Source organism: Allobosea sp. FG18 (assembly GCF_057809495.1).
Genome location: NZ_JBMDKB010000021.1, coordinates 35,238 through 49,703, shown reverse-complemented (window position 1 = coordinate 49,703; position 14,466 = coordinate 35,238). Strand labels below are relative to the sequence as shown.

General features: G+C 63.9%; 18 protein-coding genes and 2 tRNA genes. 7 read left to right on the top strand and 13 right to left on the bottom strand.

From position 1 onward, the window contains the following. Nucleotides 1–3: 3 nt before the first annotated feature. From ACODTJ_RS21865 to ACODTJ_RS21850, 4 genes are all read right to left on the bottom strand, one after another. Complete coding sequence (locus tag ACODTJ_RS21865) at nt 4–348, bottom strand: lipid-A-disaccharide synthase N-terminal domain-containing protein (protein ID WP_441471609.1); 345 nt, start codon at nt 346–348, stop codon at nt 4–6. Next, entirely contained in the window at nt 348–1,091 is a 744-nt protein-coding gene (locus ACODTJ_RS21860; RefSeq protein WP_454656359.1) for a glycosyltransferase family 2 protein, read from the bottom strand. Before ACODTJ_RS21860 ends, ACODTJ_RS21865 begins: the two co-directional genes overlap by 1 nt. A gap of 79 nt (nt 1,092–1,170) precedes the next feature. After that, nucleotides 1,171–2,865, bottom strand: coding sequence for an ArnT family glycosyltransferase (locus tag ACODTJ_RS21855; RefSeq protein ID WP_454656358.1), 1,695 nt, complete (start codon nt 2,863–2,865; stop codon nt 1,171–1,173). A gap of 216 nt (nt 2,866–3,081) precedes the next feature. Further along, the gene (locus ACODTJ_RS21850) at nt 3,082–3,339 is read right to left on the bottom strand and encodes a hypothetical protein (RefSeq protein WP_454656357.1); all 258 of its coding nucleotides are present in this window, start codon (nt 3,337–3,339) and stop codon (nt 3,082–3,084) included. 103 nt (nt 3,340–3,442) lie between these two features. Between ACODTJ_RS21850 and ACODTJ_RS21845 the strand changes: the two genes are divergently transcribed. Beyond that, nucleotides 3,443–3,733, top strand: a complete 291-nt coding sequence (locus ACODTJ_RS21845) for a hypothetical protein (RefSeq protein WP_454656356.1) — start codon at nt 3,443–3,445, stop codon at nt 3,731–3,733. Between the two features lie 4 nt (nt 3,734–3,737). On the opposite strand, the gene ACODTJ_RS21840 is transcribed toward ACODTJ_RS21845, so the two are convergent. Together ACODTJ_RS21840 and ACODTJ_RS21835 are read right to left on the bottom strand one after the other, a co-directional pair. Beyond that, nucleotides 3,738–4,748 carry a hypothetical protein gene (locus ACODTJ_RS21840; protein WP_454656355.1) on the bottom strand — a complete coding sequence of 337 codons (1,011 nt, stop codon included), beginning with the start codon at nt 4,746–4,748 and terminating at the stop codon, nt 3,738–3,740. A 44-nt stretch (nt 4,749–4,792) separates the two neighbouring features. Beyond that, nucleotides 4,793–5,779 (bottom strand): extracellular solute-binding protein, encoded by a 987-nt coding sequence (locus ACODTJ_RS21835; RefSeq protein ID WP_454656354.1) that lies wholly within the window; start codon nt 5,777–5,779, stop codon nt 4,793–4,795. A gap of 111 nt (nt 5,780–5,890) precedes the next feature. On the opposite strand from ACODTJ_RS21835, the gene ACODTJ_RS21830 reads away from it, so the two are divergent. The 3 genes from ACODTJ_RS21830 to ACODTJ_RS21820 all read left to right on the top strand — a co-directional run bounded on the left by ACODTJ_RS21830 (nt 5,891) and on the right by ACODTJ_RS21820 (nt 9,001). Next, nucleotides 5,891–6,934 carry an ABC transporter ATP-binding protein gene (locus ACODTJ_RS21830; RefSeq protein WP_454656353.1) on the top strand — a complete coding sequence of 348 codons (1,044 nt, stop codon included), beginning with the start codon at nt 5,891–5,893 and terminating at the stop codon, nt 6,932–6,934. Then, on the top strand, nt 6,931–8,604 hold the full coding sequence (locus tag ACODTJ_RS21825; RefSeq protein WP_454656352.1) for an ABC transporter permease: 1,674 nt from the start codon (nt 6,931–6,933) through the stop codon (nt 8,602–8,604). The genes ACODTJ_RS21830 and ACODTJ_RS21825 overlap by 4 nt, the downstream gene beginning before the upstream one ends. A gap of 130 nt (nt 8,605–8,734) precedes the next feature. Next, nucleotides 8,735–9,001 carry a hypothetical protein gene (locus tag ACODTJ_RS21820; protein WP_454656351.1) on the top strand — a complete coding sequence of 89 codons (267 nt, stop codon included), beginning with the start codon at nt 8,735–8,737 and terminating at the stop codon, nt 8,999–9,001. A gap of 109 nt (nt 9,002–9,110) precedes the next feature. On the opposite strand, the gene ACODTJ_RS21815 is transcribed toward ACODTJ_RS21820, so the two are convergent. The 3 genes from ACODTJ_RS21815 to ACODTJ_RS21805 all read right to left on the bottom strand — a co-directional run bounded on the left by ACODTJ_RS21815 (nt 9,111) and on the right by ACODTJ_RS21805 (nt 9,670). Next, nucleotides 9,111–9,187 (bottom strand) — tRNA-Arg (locus ACODTJ_RS21815). A gap of 31 nt (nt 9,188–9,218) precedes the next feature. Beyond that, entirely contained in the window at nt 9,219–9,524 is a 306-nt protein-coding gene (locus ACODTJ_RS21810) for an ETC complex I subunit (protein ID WP_454656350.1), read from the bottom strand. Between the two features lie 69 nt (nt 9,525–9,593). Continuing rightward, nucleotides 9,594–9,670, bottom strand: a tRNA-Pro gene (locus tag ACODTJ_RS21805). Between the two features lie 173 nt (nt 9,671–9,843). On the opposite strand from ACODTJ_RS21805, the gene ACODTJ_RS21800 reads away from it, so the two are divergent. Beyond that, nucleotides 9,844–10,335, top strand: a complete 492-nt coding sequence (locus tag ACODTJ_RS21800; protein WP_454656349.1) for an HNH endonuclease — start codon at nt 9,844–9,846, stop codon at nt 10,333–10,335. Here ACODTJ_RS21800 and ACODTJ_RS21795 read toward each other — a convergent pair. The 3 genes from ACODTJ_RS21795 to ACODTJ_RS21785 all read right to left on the bottom strand — a co-directional run bounded on the left by ACODTJ_RS21795 (nt 10,229) and on the right by ACODTJ_RS21785 (nt 10,959). Beyond that, on the bottom strand, nt 10,229–10,534 hold the full coding sequence (locus ACODTJ_RS21795) for a hypothetical protein (protein ID WP_454659070.1): 306 nt from the start codon (nt 10,532–10,534) through the stop codon (nt 10,229–10,231). The two genes, ACODTJ_RS21800 and ACODTJ_RS21795, sit on opposite strands and share 107 nt — an antisense overlap. A gap of 35 nt (nt 10,535–10,569) precedes the next feature. Continuing rightward, a complete protein-coding gene (locus ACODTJ_RS21790; RefSeq protein WP_454656348.1) occupies nt 10,570–10,707 on the bottom strand; it encodes a hypothetical protein in 138 nt (45 codons plus the stop codon). A gap of 114 nt (nt 10,708–10,821) precedes the next feature. Next, a complete protein-coding gene (locus tag ACODTJ_RS21785) occupies nt 10,822–10,959 on the bottom strand; it encodes a hypothetical protein (protein ID WP_454656347.1) in 138 nt (45 codons plus the stop codon). Nucleotides 10,960–11,076: 117 nt separating this feature from the next. Here ACODTJ_RS21785 and ACODTJ_RS21780 point away from each other — a divergent pair, with 117 nt between their 5' ends. Next, complete coding sequence (locus tag ACODTJ_RS21780) at nt 11,077–11,934, top strand: DUF6270 domain-containing protein (RefSeq protein ID WP_454656346.1); 858 nt, start codon at nt 11,077–11,079, stop codon at nt 11,932–11,934. Nucleotides 11,935–12,727: 793 nt separating this feature from the next. Then, entirely contained in the window at nt 12,728–13,753 is a 1,026-nt protein-coding gene (locus ACODTJ_RS21775; protein WP_488850042.1) for a DUF6745 domain-containing protein, read from the top strand. Nucleotides 13,754–13,914: 161 nt separating this feature from the next. Here the strand turns inward: ACODTJ_RS21775 and ACODTJ_RS21770 are convergent, their stop codons facing one another. Further along, complete coding sequence (locus ACODTJ_RS21770; RefSeq protein ID WP_454656344.1) at nt 13,915–14,397, bottom strand: DUF192 domain-containing protein; 483 nt, start codon at nt 14,395–14,397, stop codon at nt 13,915–13,917. Between the last annotated feature and the right edge of the window lie 69 nt (nt 14,398–14,466).

The following is a 14,466-nucleotide window of genomic DNA, read 5'->3' as shown; positions in this document are numbered from 1 at the left end:
ATCCTAGCCCGGACCCGAATTCGTGTCCTCGCCGCGCGCCTTGGCGCGCAGGACGAATTGCAGGTTGCGAATGTAGACGAAGACACCGAAGCCCTGGCCGAGGATGAAGACCGGGTCGCGCCGATAGAGCGCATACATCAGCAGCAAGGCGCCGCCGCCGATCGAAAACCACCAGAAGGTCATCGGCACGACCGAACGCCCGGCCTTCTCGCTCGCCAGCCACTGCACGACGAAGCGCATGGTGAAGAGCCCCTGCGCGACGACGCCGAGCAGGACCCACCAGTCGATATTGTTGACGAAGACGTCGTGGAAATAATTGCCGATGGTCTGCTGCAGGTCGATGAGCATCACATCGTCTCCGAGACGATCTGGGGCACGCGCTTGCGCCGCCGGATCAGCCACCAGACACCGGCGAGATCGAGGATACCGACCCAGAGCCGGTCGAAGAAGCCGTAATTCGAGACACCGGTCAGCCGCGGCCGGTCGTGCACGTCGACATGCAGCACCTTGTGGCCCTCACGCGCCATCAGCGCCGGCATGAAGCGATGCAGCGCATCGAAATACGGCAGGGCGAGATAGGCCTCGCGGCGGAAGCATTTCAGCCCGCAGCCGGTATCGCGCGTATCGTCCTTCAGCACGCGCACGCGCACGCCATTGGCGATCTTCGATTGCCAGCGCTTGAAGCCGGTATCCTTGCGACCGACGCGCTGCCCCTGCACCATCCCGGCCTGGAGGCCGGCCTTCTGCAGGACCTCGACCATCTCCGGCAGGAAGGCCGGATCGTTCTGGCCATCGCCGTCGAGTGTCGCCACGATCGCCGAGCGGGCATGGCGCACGCCGCTGCGCACGGCCGCGCTCTGGCCGCAGGACTGGGCGTGGGTGACGACGCGCAACCAGGGCCGCGTCGCGGCAAGATCGGCCAGCGCAGTCGCCGTGCCGTCGGTCGAGCCGTCATTGACATAGACGATCTCGAACGGGCCGATCGCCGCGCAGGCCTTCTCGATATCGGCGACGAGCGGCGCGATGTTGCCGACTTCGTTGCGCACCGGCACGACGACGCTGAGCAGCGGATGGGAAGAGGTTTCGGTCAAAGGGACATCATCCGGAAAAACGGTCCGCAAACTGCGTCAGAGCGACGGATAGGGCAAGGGTTTCGAGCAGAAGGGTGCCTCACGGCGAGCGGGCGAAGACGGCGATCTCCAGCTTGCGCCCGCCATTGAGGTTGAAGCCGTTGATCGTGGTCACGAGTCGCGGCTTCGGGTTCTGGCTCGCCAGCGCCGCATTGAAATCAGTGGCGAAGCGGCTCTCGACGAAGGCGACGCGGCAGCCCGGCTGGTTGAGGAAGGCGGCTGCATCGGCGCCGCTCGCGGCCATGGCGAGCTTCGTGCCGGTCAGGAAGACCAGGCTCGGCTCGCGATAGCCCAGCGTCACGACGGCCGGATCGGCACAGCCGGCAGCCTTGACGCTCTCCGCCAGCCGCGGTGAGAGCTTCAGCGAGCGCAGGCTCTCGATGGCAAAGGGATAGACCGCGATGGTCAGCAGCAGGCTCGCCAGCACGCAGCGCCAGAGCGCGCCCTCGAAATCGAGCCGCCGGAACGCCGCGACGACGCTGACGCCGGCGAGCAGGACGAGCGCGAAGAACGGCAGCGCGAGCAACGGCACCGCCCGGTCGAGCGTCCAGTTGCCGAACAGGATCGTGCCCATCAGCGCCAGCGGCACGATCACGACGAGGCAGGCGGTGAGCACCGCGCCGCGCCGGTAGCGGTTGATTCCCCCATTGAGCACGGCGAGCAGCAGGAGCGCGGTGATCGCCGGATAGAGCGGCAGAACGTAATGCGGCAGCTTGGTCGGCACCGCCTCGAAGACCAGCCAGGACGGCACGATCCAGGCGATCAGGAACAGGATCTGCGGCTCCTTGCGTCGCACCCAGGCGAAGGGCACCGCCATCGCCGCGAAGGCCGCCGCCGGCCAGTAGGTCGCGAAGAAGACGACGAGATAAAGCCCGGGCGGCCCCCAATGCTTTTCCTGCCCCTCGGCGACCTTGCCGAGCATGTCCTGGCCGACGCTGTCGGCGAAGAAGCTGCCGCCGGTCTTGATCATGATCGCGGCGAACCAGGGCAGCGCGACCACAAGGCAGAGCAGGAGCCCGGCGCCGAAGCGCAGCGGCTTCAGCCAGCGGAAGGAGCGCTGGCTCGCGCTCAGCACGAGGATGGCGAGGCCCCAGACCATCGGCACGATCGGCCCCTTGATCAGCAGGCCGAGCGCGGTGGCGCCCCAGAACACCAGCCAGTTGCGCCGGTCCGGCACGAAGGCGAGCGAGCGCGTCCAGTCGAGCCAGGTCCGGGCCAGCGCGCCCATCGTGGCAACGGCGCAGGCCGCCAGAAGCGCATCGGTCTTGGCGATGCGCGCCTCGACCCCGAGCAGCACCGCGGCAGCCATCAGCGCCCCGCCAAGCAAGGCCAGCGGCGGCGACAGGAAGGCCAATAGAGCCCAATAGGTCAGGAGCACGGTCGCGGTCGCGCCGATGAGCGAGGGAATGCGATAGAGCCAGATCTGCGTGCGCGCCTCCGGCACACCGAGCGCCTCGCCGGCCTTCACCGCCGCGCTCTGCAGCCAGTAGATGCCGACCGGCTTCTTGTGGCGGGCTTCGTCCTGGAAGCGGATATCGACGAAATCGCCGGTCTCCAGCATCTGCTTGCTCGCCTGCGCGAAGCGCGGCTCGTCACGGTCGAGCGGCTGGAGCGTGCTGTATCCGGGCAGAAAGGCAGCGAGCGACAAGAGCAGCAGGAAGATGCAGGCCCGCAAATGGCTGGCCGAAGCCGCTTGCTTGAGGCGGTCGATCGCTGGCGTGAGCGAAAACATCATTCATCCCCGCGGCTGCCGGCCGCAACTGTCCAGAATGCCGGCTGCCGCCCGATGGCGGGCCATTCAGGCACGATCAAGGCGGTGCCGCGCGGGGTTTACGCCGCCGGGCGTAGGTCGGCAAGCGCCGAAGGCCGATGGAGCCGATACAGGGCGCTGCGCCGCGTCATATAATATCGCGATGTGGACGCCAGCCGTCGATCGCCGGCGGCTCCCGCGTCAGTCGATGGAGGCCGCGCTGTCGACGCGGATCGCCTGGACCATGCGCGGGGACAGGGTCATGGCCTGATCTGGCGCCGGCACGACAGGCCCCACCGAAGCCGACAGGTTGATCGGCAACTCACAGGCCGCCTTGGGGCCGAGCATGGAGGCAGATTCGAGCACTGGCAGGCTGGCCGTCCTAACGAAACCGGGCTCAGCCGATGCCGGAGACGAAAGAGCCGCCGCGAGGGCGGCGATGGCGACGAACCGCAACATGGTTGCTCTCCACATGTCCCCCAATCCCATAACGAGGCAAGGCGCGACCTGTTCCGTTGGGCTGGAACCGAGCTATGCTGGCCGGAAACGGGGAAGGCTCGGCATGACGCGCCTGCTGACGAAAGCGCTGCTCTCCGGCCTCGTCGGCCTCGTCATCGGCCCGCTTTTGGGTGTGATCGCGGTCTTCGGCCTGATGCTGTTCGATCCGAAATGCGGCAGCCCCGGCGATTCCGGCGGCTGCGCGATGGGCCTGCTGACGGTGCCGGTCGCCCTCGCCCTGCCGAGCTTCGGGCTGTTCGCGCTCGTCAGCCTGATCAGAAACCTGTGGAGGCTGCGCCCGCGCGACCCCGCCGCCAAGATCCGCAAATTGCGGAACTGGGGCCGGGAAGACTGACGCCTCAGCGATCGAACGCGATTCCGAGATAGGTCCGGTCGTCGGTCCAGCCGTCGGCCCCGGAGCCCTTGACGCTGGCATAGGGGCCGATCTTGTCGGGGTCGATCCGCTCGACCTCGGCGAAGCTCGCCTCCCAGGCCGCGACCCCGAAAGCGTCCGGCTCGGCGAAATAGCCGTCGCTGAACAATTCGAGCCGCGCGACCTCGGTGGCGGGGTAATCCGCCGTGAAGACGTGCCGCTCGGCGATGGCGAAGCCGTCGAGCACGCCATAGCCGAGATCGCTCGTGGGATGATTGGAGAAGACGCGCTGGCCGCTGATGCCGCTATCGACGATCCGTTCGATCTCGGCCCGCGCGATCGTCGGCATCTCCTCGTCGCAAAGCCGCAGCACATGCGCCCTGATCGTGGCGCAAGCCTCAGCGCTCAGCCCGGCCGGCGGCTCGCGCAAACCATTCCAGACGGCATCGTCCGAGATCGAGCGCTGAGGCAGCGGATCGGCCCGCATCCTGCCAAGATGCGCCCAGCATTCGCGCCGGATCAGCGCCGTCACCCGGTCGAGCGGCTTCTCCTCGACATGGCGGATCGTTCCCAGCGCTTTCCCGCTCAGCCGGATGCCGGAATCGCCGATCGAGACCAGTTGCAGCACCGGGCCGTCATGATAGCCCAGCGCCAGCGTGCAGCCGATCCGGACGGCGGGATCGGCCGATGCCTTGTCCAGCAGACCATGCGCGGCATAGCCCCCGCGCAGTGCATCGCCCAGCGCCTGGACCAGCCTGCGTATGCGATCCGGCCCGCCGCGAACGCTCAGGTCCTCGTCGAGCAGGAAGCGGGTGAGCTCCGTCGCCACGAGGACGGAGGCGAAGCGCCCGGCCCGCATGGCGCCAAAACGGCGCCCGCTGCGGTCGGTCACCCCGTCGATCACGGCATAGCCGCGGCCGGGCAGGATGACGACACTGTCCTCGTTCTCCTCAGGCGTGGCGAAGCGCTTGCCGAGGCTGAAGCATTCAATCTGCATGGTCGTCGTCGTATCCGGCTGTCAGCGTATGCCCGTCGCCTCTGTCAGTTGCCGGTCACCTGGCGCCACTTCTCGATCATCGCCTTGGTGCCGCCGAGCTCCTCGACGGACTTGAGCTTGACCAGCTTCAGTTCGGAAAGCGGCTTCACATCGCCGGGCGCGGCGACATCCTTGCGCACCGAGCGGCGGCCCGCCTCCTTGACCAGCGCCTCCTGCGTCTTCTTCGACAAGGCCCAGTCGATGAAGCGCTTCGCCGGCTCCGGGTTAGGCGCGCCCTTCAGCATCGCGACACCGTCGGGCGAGGTCGTGGTGCCGTCCTCGACATAGGCGATCTTCACCGGGGCACCGCCGGCGACATATTCGAGCGCGTTGTCCTCGAGCGTCAGGCCGAGCGGCGCCTCGCCATCGGCGACGAAGCGCGGGACCGCGCCGGAGCTGTCGGAAAAGACGAAGTTCTTGGCCAGCTTGCCGTAGACATCCCAGCCCTTGTCGCCGCCGGCGGTCAGCACGGTCGTCATCTGCTGGAAGGCCGAACCGGAATTGTCGACGCGGGCCGAGGCAACCTTGCCCTTCCACTTCGGATCGGAGAGCTCGGCCCAGTTCTTCGGGATGTCGGCATCCTTGACCATGCGCTTATTGACCATCAGCACGTAGATGACGGTCGTGTAGGGCGTCCAGGCCGGGCTGCTGACGAAGCGCTCGTCGATGGCGCCCTGATCCTTCGGCGCATAGGGCGCGAGCAGGTCGGCATTCTCGCCCAGCAGCGAGCCGGTCACGCTCCAGATCACGTCGGCCTTGGGCGCGGCAGCCTCGGCACGGGCCCGGCGGAAGACGTCGCCGGAACCGAGCTGGACGACCTCGGCCTTGATGCCGGTTTCCGCTTCGAAGAGCGGGATCATCTTCTGCACGATCGAGGACTTGTGGGCGGTGTAGAGCACGACCTTGTTGTCGGCCGCGACCGCCGCTCCCGCGACACCGAACAGCCCCGCCGCCAGCAGGATGCGGCCGACCCAGATTTTCCGCGACGTCATGATGTTCAAGATCCTCTCCCAGTGCGTCGATCTGTGCCGACGATGATCAGCCATCTTGCCGTCCAATCGCGGCCATGCGCAACTAGGGGAAAGGGGAGATTCTTTGCCGGCATGGCTTATTTGAACGTCGAAGGCGCGATCAAGCGCTACGGGCCCACAACCGCGCTGAACGGCGTGTCCTTTTCCGTTGCCCAAGGGGAGTTCTTCACGCTGCTCGGCCCGTCCGGCTGCGGCAAGACGACCTTGCTGCGCTCGATAGCCGGCTTCTCGCAACTGTCGGAGGGCAAGGTTTCGCTCGACGGCACCGATCTGCTCTCAGTGCCGCCACACAAGCGCGATATCGGCATGGTTTTCCAGGACTATGCGATCTTCCCGCACCTGACCGTCGCCGAGAACGTCGCGTTCGGCCTCAAGGCGCGCAAGGTCGCCGCGTCGGAGATTCGCGACCGCGTCGCGGAGGCCCTGGCGACCGTCCGCCTCTCGGCGCTGTCCGAGCGCCTGCCCGCAGCGCTCTCGGGCGGCCAGCAGCAGCGCATCGGCATCGCCCGGGCGATGGTGGTGAAACCGCGCCTGCTGCTGATGGACGAGCCCCTATCCAATCTCGACGCCAAGCTCCGGCTCGACCTGCGCGACGAGATTCGCGACATCCAGCGCACGATCGGCATCGCCGCGATCTATGTCACCCACGATCAGGAAGAAGCGCTCGCCATCTCCGACCGGATCTGCGTGATGGATGGCGGCTCGATCGAGCAGATCGGCACGCCACAGCAGATCTATGGCAAGCCAGCGACACGCTTCGTCGCCTCCTTCGTCGGAACGATGAACCTGCTCCAGCCCTCCACCTTCGGCCTGCCGGACGTACCGGGCGTGGCGCAATGGGCCCTGCGGCCGGAGCGCCTGCGCCTTGCCGAGGCCGGGGCGGCCGGGCACGGCGCCTCCGCCATCACCGGCGTGGTCGAGCATTTCACCTATCTCGGCCGCGAGGCCCATCTGACGGTCCAGGCCCAGGGGAACCGGCTCGTCGCGCAGATCGCCGCCCCTCCCCCGGACCTCGTCATCGAGGCCGGTCGGGAAATCCAGCTCAGCTTCGACCGGGCCGATCTGCACGCCTTCGATGCCGCAGGCCAGCGTCTCCAGACGGAGCTTGCGGCATGAGCGCGGTCGCCGCCCCGGCAAGGCGCATCGGTTGGCGCCCGGATTTCTGGACGCTCGTCGCGGTAGGAGCCTGGGCGATCCTGATCGTGCTGCTGCTCATCCCGCTCGGCCTCGTGCTGATCTCCAGCTTCCGCGACGAGAGCGGCCAGCTCACGCTCGCTAACTGGCAGAGGCTATTCACCAGCACGCGCTACTTCAACGCCCTGATCAACACGCTGATCGTCGGCTTCGGCGGGCTGGCGGGCGCGCTCCTGCTCGGCTCGGTCATGGCCTTCTGCATGGCTCGCCTCCGCATCGCGGGCGGCCGCTTCGTTTCGATGATGGCGATCCTGGCGCTGGTCTCGCCGCCCTTTATCGGCGCCTATTCCTGGATCGTGCTGTTCGGCTCGGGCGGCATCGTCAGGCAGACCCTGATGAGCTGGGGCATCAACATGCCGCCGATCTTCGGCGTCTGGGGCATCCTCATAGTCTTCGCCTTCAAGTTCTATCCTTACGTCTACCTGCTGACGTCAGGCGCGCTCGCCAACATCAACCGCTCTCTGGAGGAGGCGGCAGAGAATCTCGGGCTGACGCCGTTCCAGCGCGTGATGAAAATCTCGTTCCCGCTGGTCCTGCCGGCGCTCTCGGCCGGCGGCCTGCTCGCGCTGATCCATGCCATCGCCGATTTCGGCACGCCACGCCTGCTCGGGCGCGGCTTCAACGTGCTCGCGACCGAGGCCTACACCGCCTATTCCGCCGAGATCGGCTCCAATCTCGGCATGGCGACCACGCTCAGCCTCGTCCTGATCTTGATGTCGATGATCTTCGTCTTCATCCAGCGCTACATGTCGCGGCGCAACGTCTACCACAGCAACCTAATCAACCGGCCCGAGAAGATCCAGCTGCGCGGCTTCGCGAATGTCGCGGCCCATGCGGCGGTCTATTTCATCGCGCTGGGCGGCGCGATGCCGGCGATCATCGCGGCGATCTACTCGATCAGGAAGACAAACGGGCCGGTCTTCCAGCCCGGCTTCGGCCTCGAAAGCTACAGCCGCATCATCGCCACGCTCGGCGACGTCGTGCGCAACTCGCTCGTCTTCTCCGGCGTCTCCGTGCTGCTGATCGTCGTGATCGGCACGCTGATCGGCTGCCTCGTCGCCAGGCGCAACACTGCCCAGAGCTCGCTGCTCGATGCGACCCTGATGGTGCCCTATGTCATGCCGGGCATCGTCGTCGGCGTCGCCTTCATCGCGGCTTTCAACACGCCGCCGCTGGTGATGACCGGCACGGCGGCGATCATCATCCTCTCCGTCTTTATCCGCCGCCTGCCCTATGCGGTGCGCTCCTCGGCGGCGGCGCTGCGGCAAGTCGGACCGAGCATGGAGGAAGCAGCGATCTCGCTCGGCTACAGCCCGGTCCAGGCCTTCATGAAGGTGACGATCCCGCTGATCCTGCCCGGCATCGTCGCCGGCGCGATGCTGTCCTTCGTGACGGCGGTCAACGAGCTCTCCTCGTCGCTGGTGCTCTATGTCGGCGGGACGATCACGATGCCGGTCAAGATCTACATCGCGATCAACGATGGCGACTACGGCACGGCCGCCTCACTCTCGACGATCCTGCTCGTGCTCAGCGGCACCGCGATCTACCTCGCCTTCCGCCTGCTGGGCCGCGACGAACGCGCCTTGCTCTAGGCGCAAGGCCAGGCGAGGCCCACAGGCAGATCAGATCAAGGCACGGTTCTTGAAACGCCGCCAACGAGAGGCCATCTCTCGGATCAGGCTGGAACAACGCGTTCCCGCAATGGAACAAAGAGGGTACGAAATGTCGCTCTACGGGACTTTGAAGAGCAGCGTTACAAGGGTTCGCCAGATGCCGGCTCCAAACATTCGGCAAGCTCCACTTGCTTTCGGCATGGTCAGTCTGGCGATCGGCTACTACCTACGCAAGATTCTTGGTCTGTACGACGCAGCCGCCGTCACCCCGCTTGGACTCTCTTTGCTCTCCGTTGCTGGAGCGGCGCTCCTGACATGCGCGATCGTGATCGCGGCGGGCTTCGTCGCCGAGGGCGAACGCGCTGAGCAGGCGTAGCAGCGGCCCGGCAAGCCCCAGCTCGATCACGCCTTGAAAGACAGTTGGAAAGCGGCTGGATTCTTCCAACTGTCGAGGCACCGCAAACGGGCTGAGTGCTTGAAAGGAGTGGCGAGCCCGGCAGGATTCGAACCTGCGACCAGCAGCTTAGAAGGCTGCTGCTCTATCCATCTGAGCTACGGGCCCGAAAGCGAGGGAAGTCCCTCGCCTGTCGGCATCAATGCGTCCACTGACCGACGCGCGTGAACTTGAAATTGTCGGAATAGGAGGCCGTGCGACGCTTGGCTTCGTTCGGCTGTTCGACGCGATAGGCGATGCCGTTGCGCGTGGCATAGGCGACGGCAGCAGCCTCGCTGTCGAACCAGAGCTTGAGCTGGCTCTTCATGTCCGAGGACGAGGTCCAGCCCATCAGCGGCTCGATCTGCCGCGGCGCCTCCGGCTCGTACTCGAGCAGCCAGCGCTCGGTCTTGGCCGTGCCGGACTGCATGGCCGTGCGGGCCGGGCGATAGATGCGTGCGGTCATGAAAGCGCTCTGCCGTCACCAAACCTGTGCAGCCCGCGACGCGAACCGCTTCATACAACCTCGGAATGATGGTCGGGGCACCAGGATTCGAACCTGGGACCCTCTGCTCCCAAAGCAGATGCGCTACCGGGCTGCGCTATACCCCGACAGTCCGCAAGTGCATCGAAACACTCGCGAAACTCCCGCAACGTCCAAACGTCAAGCCGTTGCAGGCCGGAACGCAATAGCATCGGCCGGTCGGTTTGGGAACAGGAAGTTCCCGTAAACTCCCCAGCGATGTTCTGCGCTCGTTCCGGCCCCTCTCCCCGGAGGGCTGGCCGTGGGTGAGCGGGCGACGATCCAGCAGCTCTCTGCTGAGCAGGGAAGTCGGTGCGCCTATTGTGGCGTTCGACTTGTCGTTCCAGGTCTCGACCGGAGGGGGGGGCGGACAGCTTGGAAGGAAGGCCAGCCGAACACCGGCCCTCGCCGGTCCTACAAGTTCCGCCGCGCGACCTTCGACCACGTCGTCCCCAAATCGGCGGGCGGCAAGGATCGATGGGATAATCTCGTCGTCGCCTGTCTCTGGCGCAACGGCTACCGCGCGAACCAGCCGGCCGATGTCGCCTTCCTGAAAATCGCTCGCCGGCTTCGGCGCCGCTCGCACCCGCACCAGCAATACGAAACCACCGGCTGGCGGCCGTCGTCGAACAACGGCTTGCGATCGATCACCTATCCCGCGGCTCCCGTCGAGGCCTCCCCCCCATGTCTGAGCGGGCAAGCACGAGCAGGTTCAGGCTTTCGACGATCTTGCCGTTCTGGACGGCGTCATTGATGTCGCCGGCTTCTATCTTCTTCTCGACGCGGTCGATCCGAAGCTCCTGGGCCTTAGCCGCTGCCCCGAGCTTCTCCATGTTGTTCTCTCGGCTGTAGTACCAGCCGAAAGCGACGAACAGGATCAGCACTATGTTGAACGTGCTGACGGGCTGCTTCATGAAGGCTTTCAGCATATCGGGCCCCGTTTTATCATCCATCGGCATATCCTAAAGCGCAGGCCAGTCGGGATTGTTCACTTCGAGGCAGCGATGTGTTTGATCGCTTGATCCTTGGCGGCGGAGCCGGAAGACGATCCGACCCAGTAGTAGACGACGCCGGCCGCCAGAGACTGCCAGGCGCCAAGCAGGAACAGCACCACGTCCTGCTGCACGCCAGACGCTTGCCGAGATCCCTCCGGCCTTCGTAGCGCTCGAAATAGGCCGGACCGCCGTACGCCTTCAGCGCCTTGAAATAGTCCGTCTCAAGGCATGCTTGAGCCAGGAACTCAGCCTCGCGTCCCGGCGTGCCGATCCCGCCCGCCTTCAAGCCATTCCTGATTGTCGACGATGCCTTGGACAACGGCAGCATTGCGTTTCGCGCCGCACGCCTTGGCGAGCTGCGTCAGGTCAGAGGTCGTGAACATGAATGCTCCGAGCAACAAAAAACCCGCCGGGCATGCGACGGGTTCTTTGGGGTTGAGATTAGATGAGTGATCGGGCAGATTAATGATTAGGCATTTTCAGGGGTTGGGGTTGAAATCTTGAAACGAGATTGGCCGAACGGCTTAGATTCCGTTCGATCTATTGGCGTAATCGGTTCATGTGTCGCACGAGATGCTAGGGTTTCTGTCTTTCCAGAAGCGCAGTGCCATTACCTTTGGCGCGTAAACACCATTAGTCTCATGTCAAGAAATTTGCGGAATCCCGTGAATCTGGAGCGGTTTGATTTCGACGAACCATCGCTAATGACCATTGACAGGGACATAAACAAGAATTTTGACCTAAACGAGCTAATGAGCCATGGTTCAATTATAATAGATTTTTATCGTGACACTTACTCTGTAGTTGATTTGGGCGGTGGTCGCTACGTAACATTCGGGTATGAACTAGAGAAGATTGGCTGCGAAGCGCTGGATTTGCCTGTTGTTAGGGGCATACCATTCACTGATCCATCTTACCCCGAACTATGGCTGTCCCATTTCCTAAAATTCTCCCGGCGCGTTAACGCGGCTAAAGTCAACGTTTTCATCGCACCGGTCCACCAATCTAGCGTTTGGTGGACAGAGACTGAGTTTAGGCGAGATGAGACTTGGCTGCCCCGCCATGTGATCGTGAGAGCGAAGGTTCTTGGGTTCATGCAAAGGATCGCTTTAGCAAGCCTTAGGCGGTCTGTTATGATCCCGATGCAGCCCGAAGACATAAAGCTGGATGAAACTCATGAATATGGGCTTGGTCCTTCGCATCTTTCTCAGAGCTCCTACGATAGAGCCAGCCTATTGATGCGCAAGTTCCCAGAAATCGTTCACTCCATCAGCGCATCAGCGGCGCGCCGATCGGAAATTATTCGGGATGAAATGAGTGATTGGATTACAATGTCGAGACAGGGCCACCCAATCTAACGCTATGTGACAATTTTAAGCACACCTCCGTCATTCCATAAATCACCTGAGATCAGCCCGGATGTCGACGTAGGCAATGAGGTAAGCCCGACTATCGCGGCCGACACTCCGTTGCGCCTTAACCGGAAGAACTGTAGGAAACTCAATTCATTATCCGCTGCCACAAAAGCAGGCAGCTCTTGCGCAGTAAGGTCAAACATTAGCTTACGATTGTTTGCGGTGGCGGCGGTTTCATCCATCCAGAAACGAGGGATTGGAGCCGCTTTTTCTGATTCAATGAATGTCTGAACTCAGCTCCCAAAGCGGGCAAATTCTGAACCAGAGCGAACGACAGATAGATCGGTCAAATTCGCGACGTTACCAATGTAAGCGTCGTGCGCGCCTGCCGCTCGGATGGCGGCAGAAGGCCCGATAGCCGCCGTAGCAAAGCTTGCAGCGCCCCATTTCGGATTTGACATCGCGATCGGACCGGACCCATCGACGTGATACCGAACTTTGGCGTCTGAGGGCGATTGCGGCCCTTGAAAGATCGGCGCGACAAGCGAGAGGGAATTCCCCGAGAAATTCACGTCATCCCAGGTGTTGTTAGCGAAGCCGGCGTGCGGCCTCTGGCGCCACGTACAGCCGTGAGGCTGCCAGGTCGCAGGTCGAGTTGCAGGCCTGGAATGCCGTCAACAACTGTCGCGGCGGCTCGCTCTGGGCTGCTGGGTGGGCTGCTTACCTCTCCTTCTTCCGCGACGTGTGCGGCTGGTCTGACCCAGTCCTAGAGCGCTTTGAGATCGACGAAGCCCTGATGAAGAGCTGCGGTTGGGTCTGGTGGCATGAGAACGTGCTCGCCATCTCCGACCGCCCGACCGTGATCAATCGCGACAAGCAGGGCCGGCTTCATAGCGAGGTCGGGCCGTCAATCGCCTATCGCGATGGCTGGCAGCTTCACCACTGGCACGGAACGTCTGTCCCTGCCGAGTGGATCGAGAAGCGCGCTGATCTCAGCCCGAACACGGTCATCAAGGCTCAGAACGTCGAGCAGCGTGCGGCAGGAGCAGCAATCGTTGGATGGCCGAAGATGCTTTCCGTCCTCAAGTCGAAGACGGTCAATAAGCACGCCAACCCGAACATCGGCGAGCTGATCGAATTGACGCTTCCGGGCCTTGATGAGCCGAAGGAGCGCGTCCGCGAGCTATCCGATTCCGAAGAGGAGAAGCTGTTCGCCAATGTGCGTCCAGGCTATCGGCCGATCCTGCGCTTCGCGGTGCTGTCTGCCCTTCGTCGCAACGAGCTGCTGGCGATGCACTGGGAGCACGTCGACTGGGGCGGCCGGCGTCTCAACCTGATGCGCAAGGGTGAGGTCATCGGCTTCATCCCGCTCTCGACCGAGATGGAGCGCGTCCTGCGGAGCGTCATCCCAGAGGGCGAAACGAGCCCTGCCGGCCCGGTCTGGCTTTACCGGCCTGCCCGCCATGAGGAAGGCGCCGATAACCTGACACCGCGCCCGATCACGCATGAGGGGCTGAAGACCGAGTTCCGTCGCGCTCGCAAGAACGCCGGCATGAAGTCAAGCCACCAAGATCCGCTGATGGGCTACCGATTCCACGACAACCGACGCACCGGCATCACTCGCTTGGTGCGCGATAGCGGCAACCTGAAGCTCGGTCAGAAGCTCGGCCGGCATGCCTCAATTGCGACGACGATGAAGTATGCCCACGCCACCGAGGACGATCTGCGCAAAGCGCTCGACGCCGTGCATTCTTCCCGTGAAAGTTCCCAGATTGATAACGAAGCTCTCGAAAACACCAAGGAAATCAAGAGGATCGTATGATTAGGCAATCTGCTCCCAAAGCAGATGCGCTACCGGGCTGCGCTATACCCCGACGAAGCATTCCAAACGTTGCGGTTCGCTATCATGCTACAGGCCGCGCCGGCAAGCGAAAGCCAACCGCATCGCGTCGCCCGTGTGCAGCAATCTGGCCGCCGCACCCCTCAGCGCTTGAACAGCGCGTGCTCGACCTTGTCTCCCGCCTTGATGCCGAGCTGCTTGCTGACGCCGCCATTGATCTCCAGCACCGACAGAACCGGCTCCCCCGATGGAATCGTCCGCGTCGAGAGCGGCTCGGTGCGCTCGGCGATGCGCGCAATCGTGCCATCCGCCCGGATGAACAGCATGTCGAGGGAGATGTAGGTATTCTGCATCCACATCGCCACCGGCTCGGTGGCGGCGAAATCGAACAGCATGCCGCGGTCAGCCGGCATGTAGCTGCGGAACATCAGGCCCTTCGCCCGCTGATCCGGCGTGCGCATCACCTCGACCTGGAAGGTGTGGCGCGTGCCACCGCTGACGATGACGAGCGATTCGAGGCCCGCGCCTCCGGCTGCGGCCGGCTGGCCCTGCGCCTGCAGCCCGGCCGGGGCCAAGGCGATCAGCGCCAGCGCGACGGCGGCGAGAGCGGTTCTGACGGCATGCATCGCTTTGGACTCCGTGGCGGCCATGGCCCGCATGCTCTAGAAGCGGCCGATGGCAAATCTTCGGCAGAT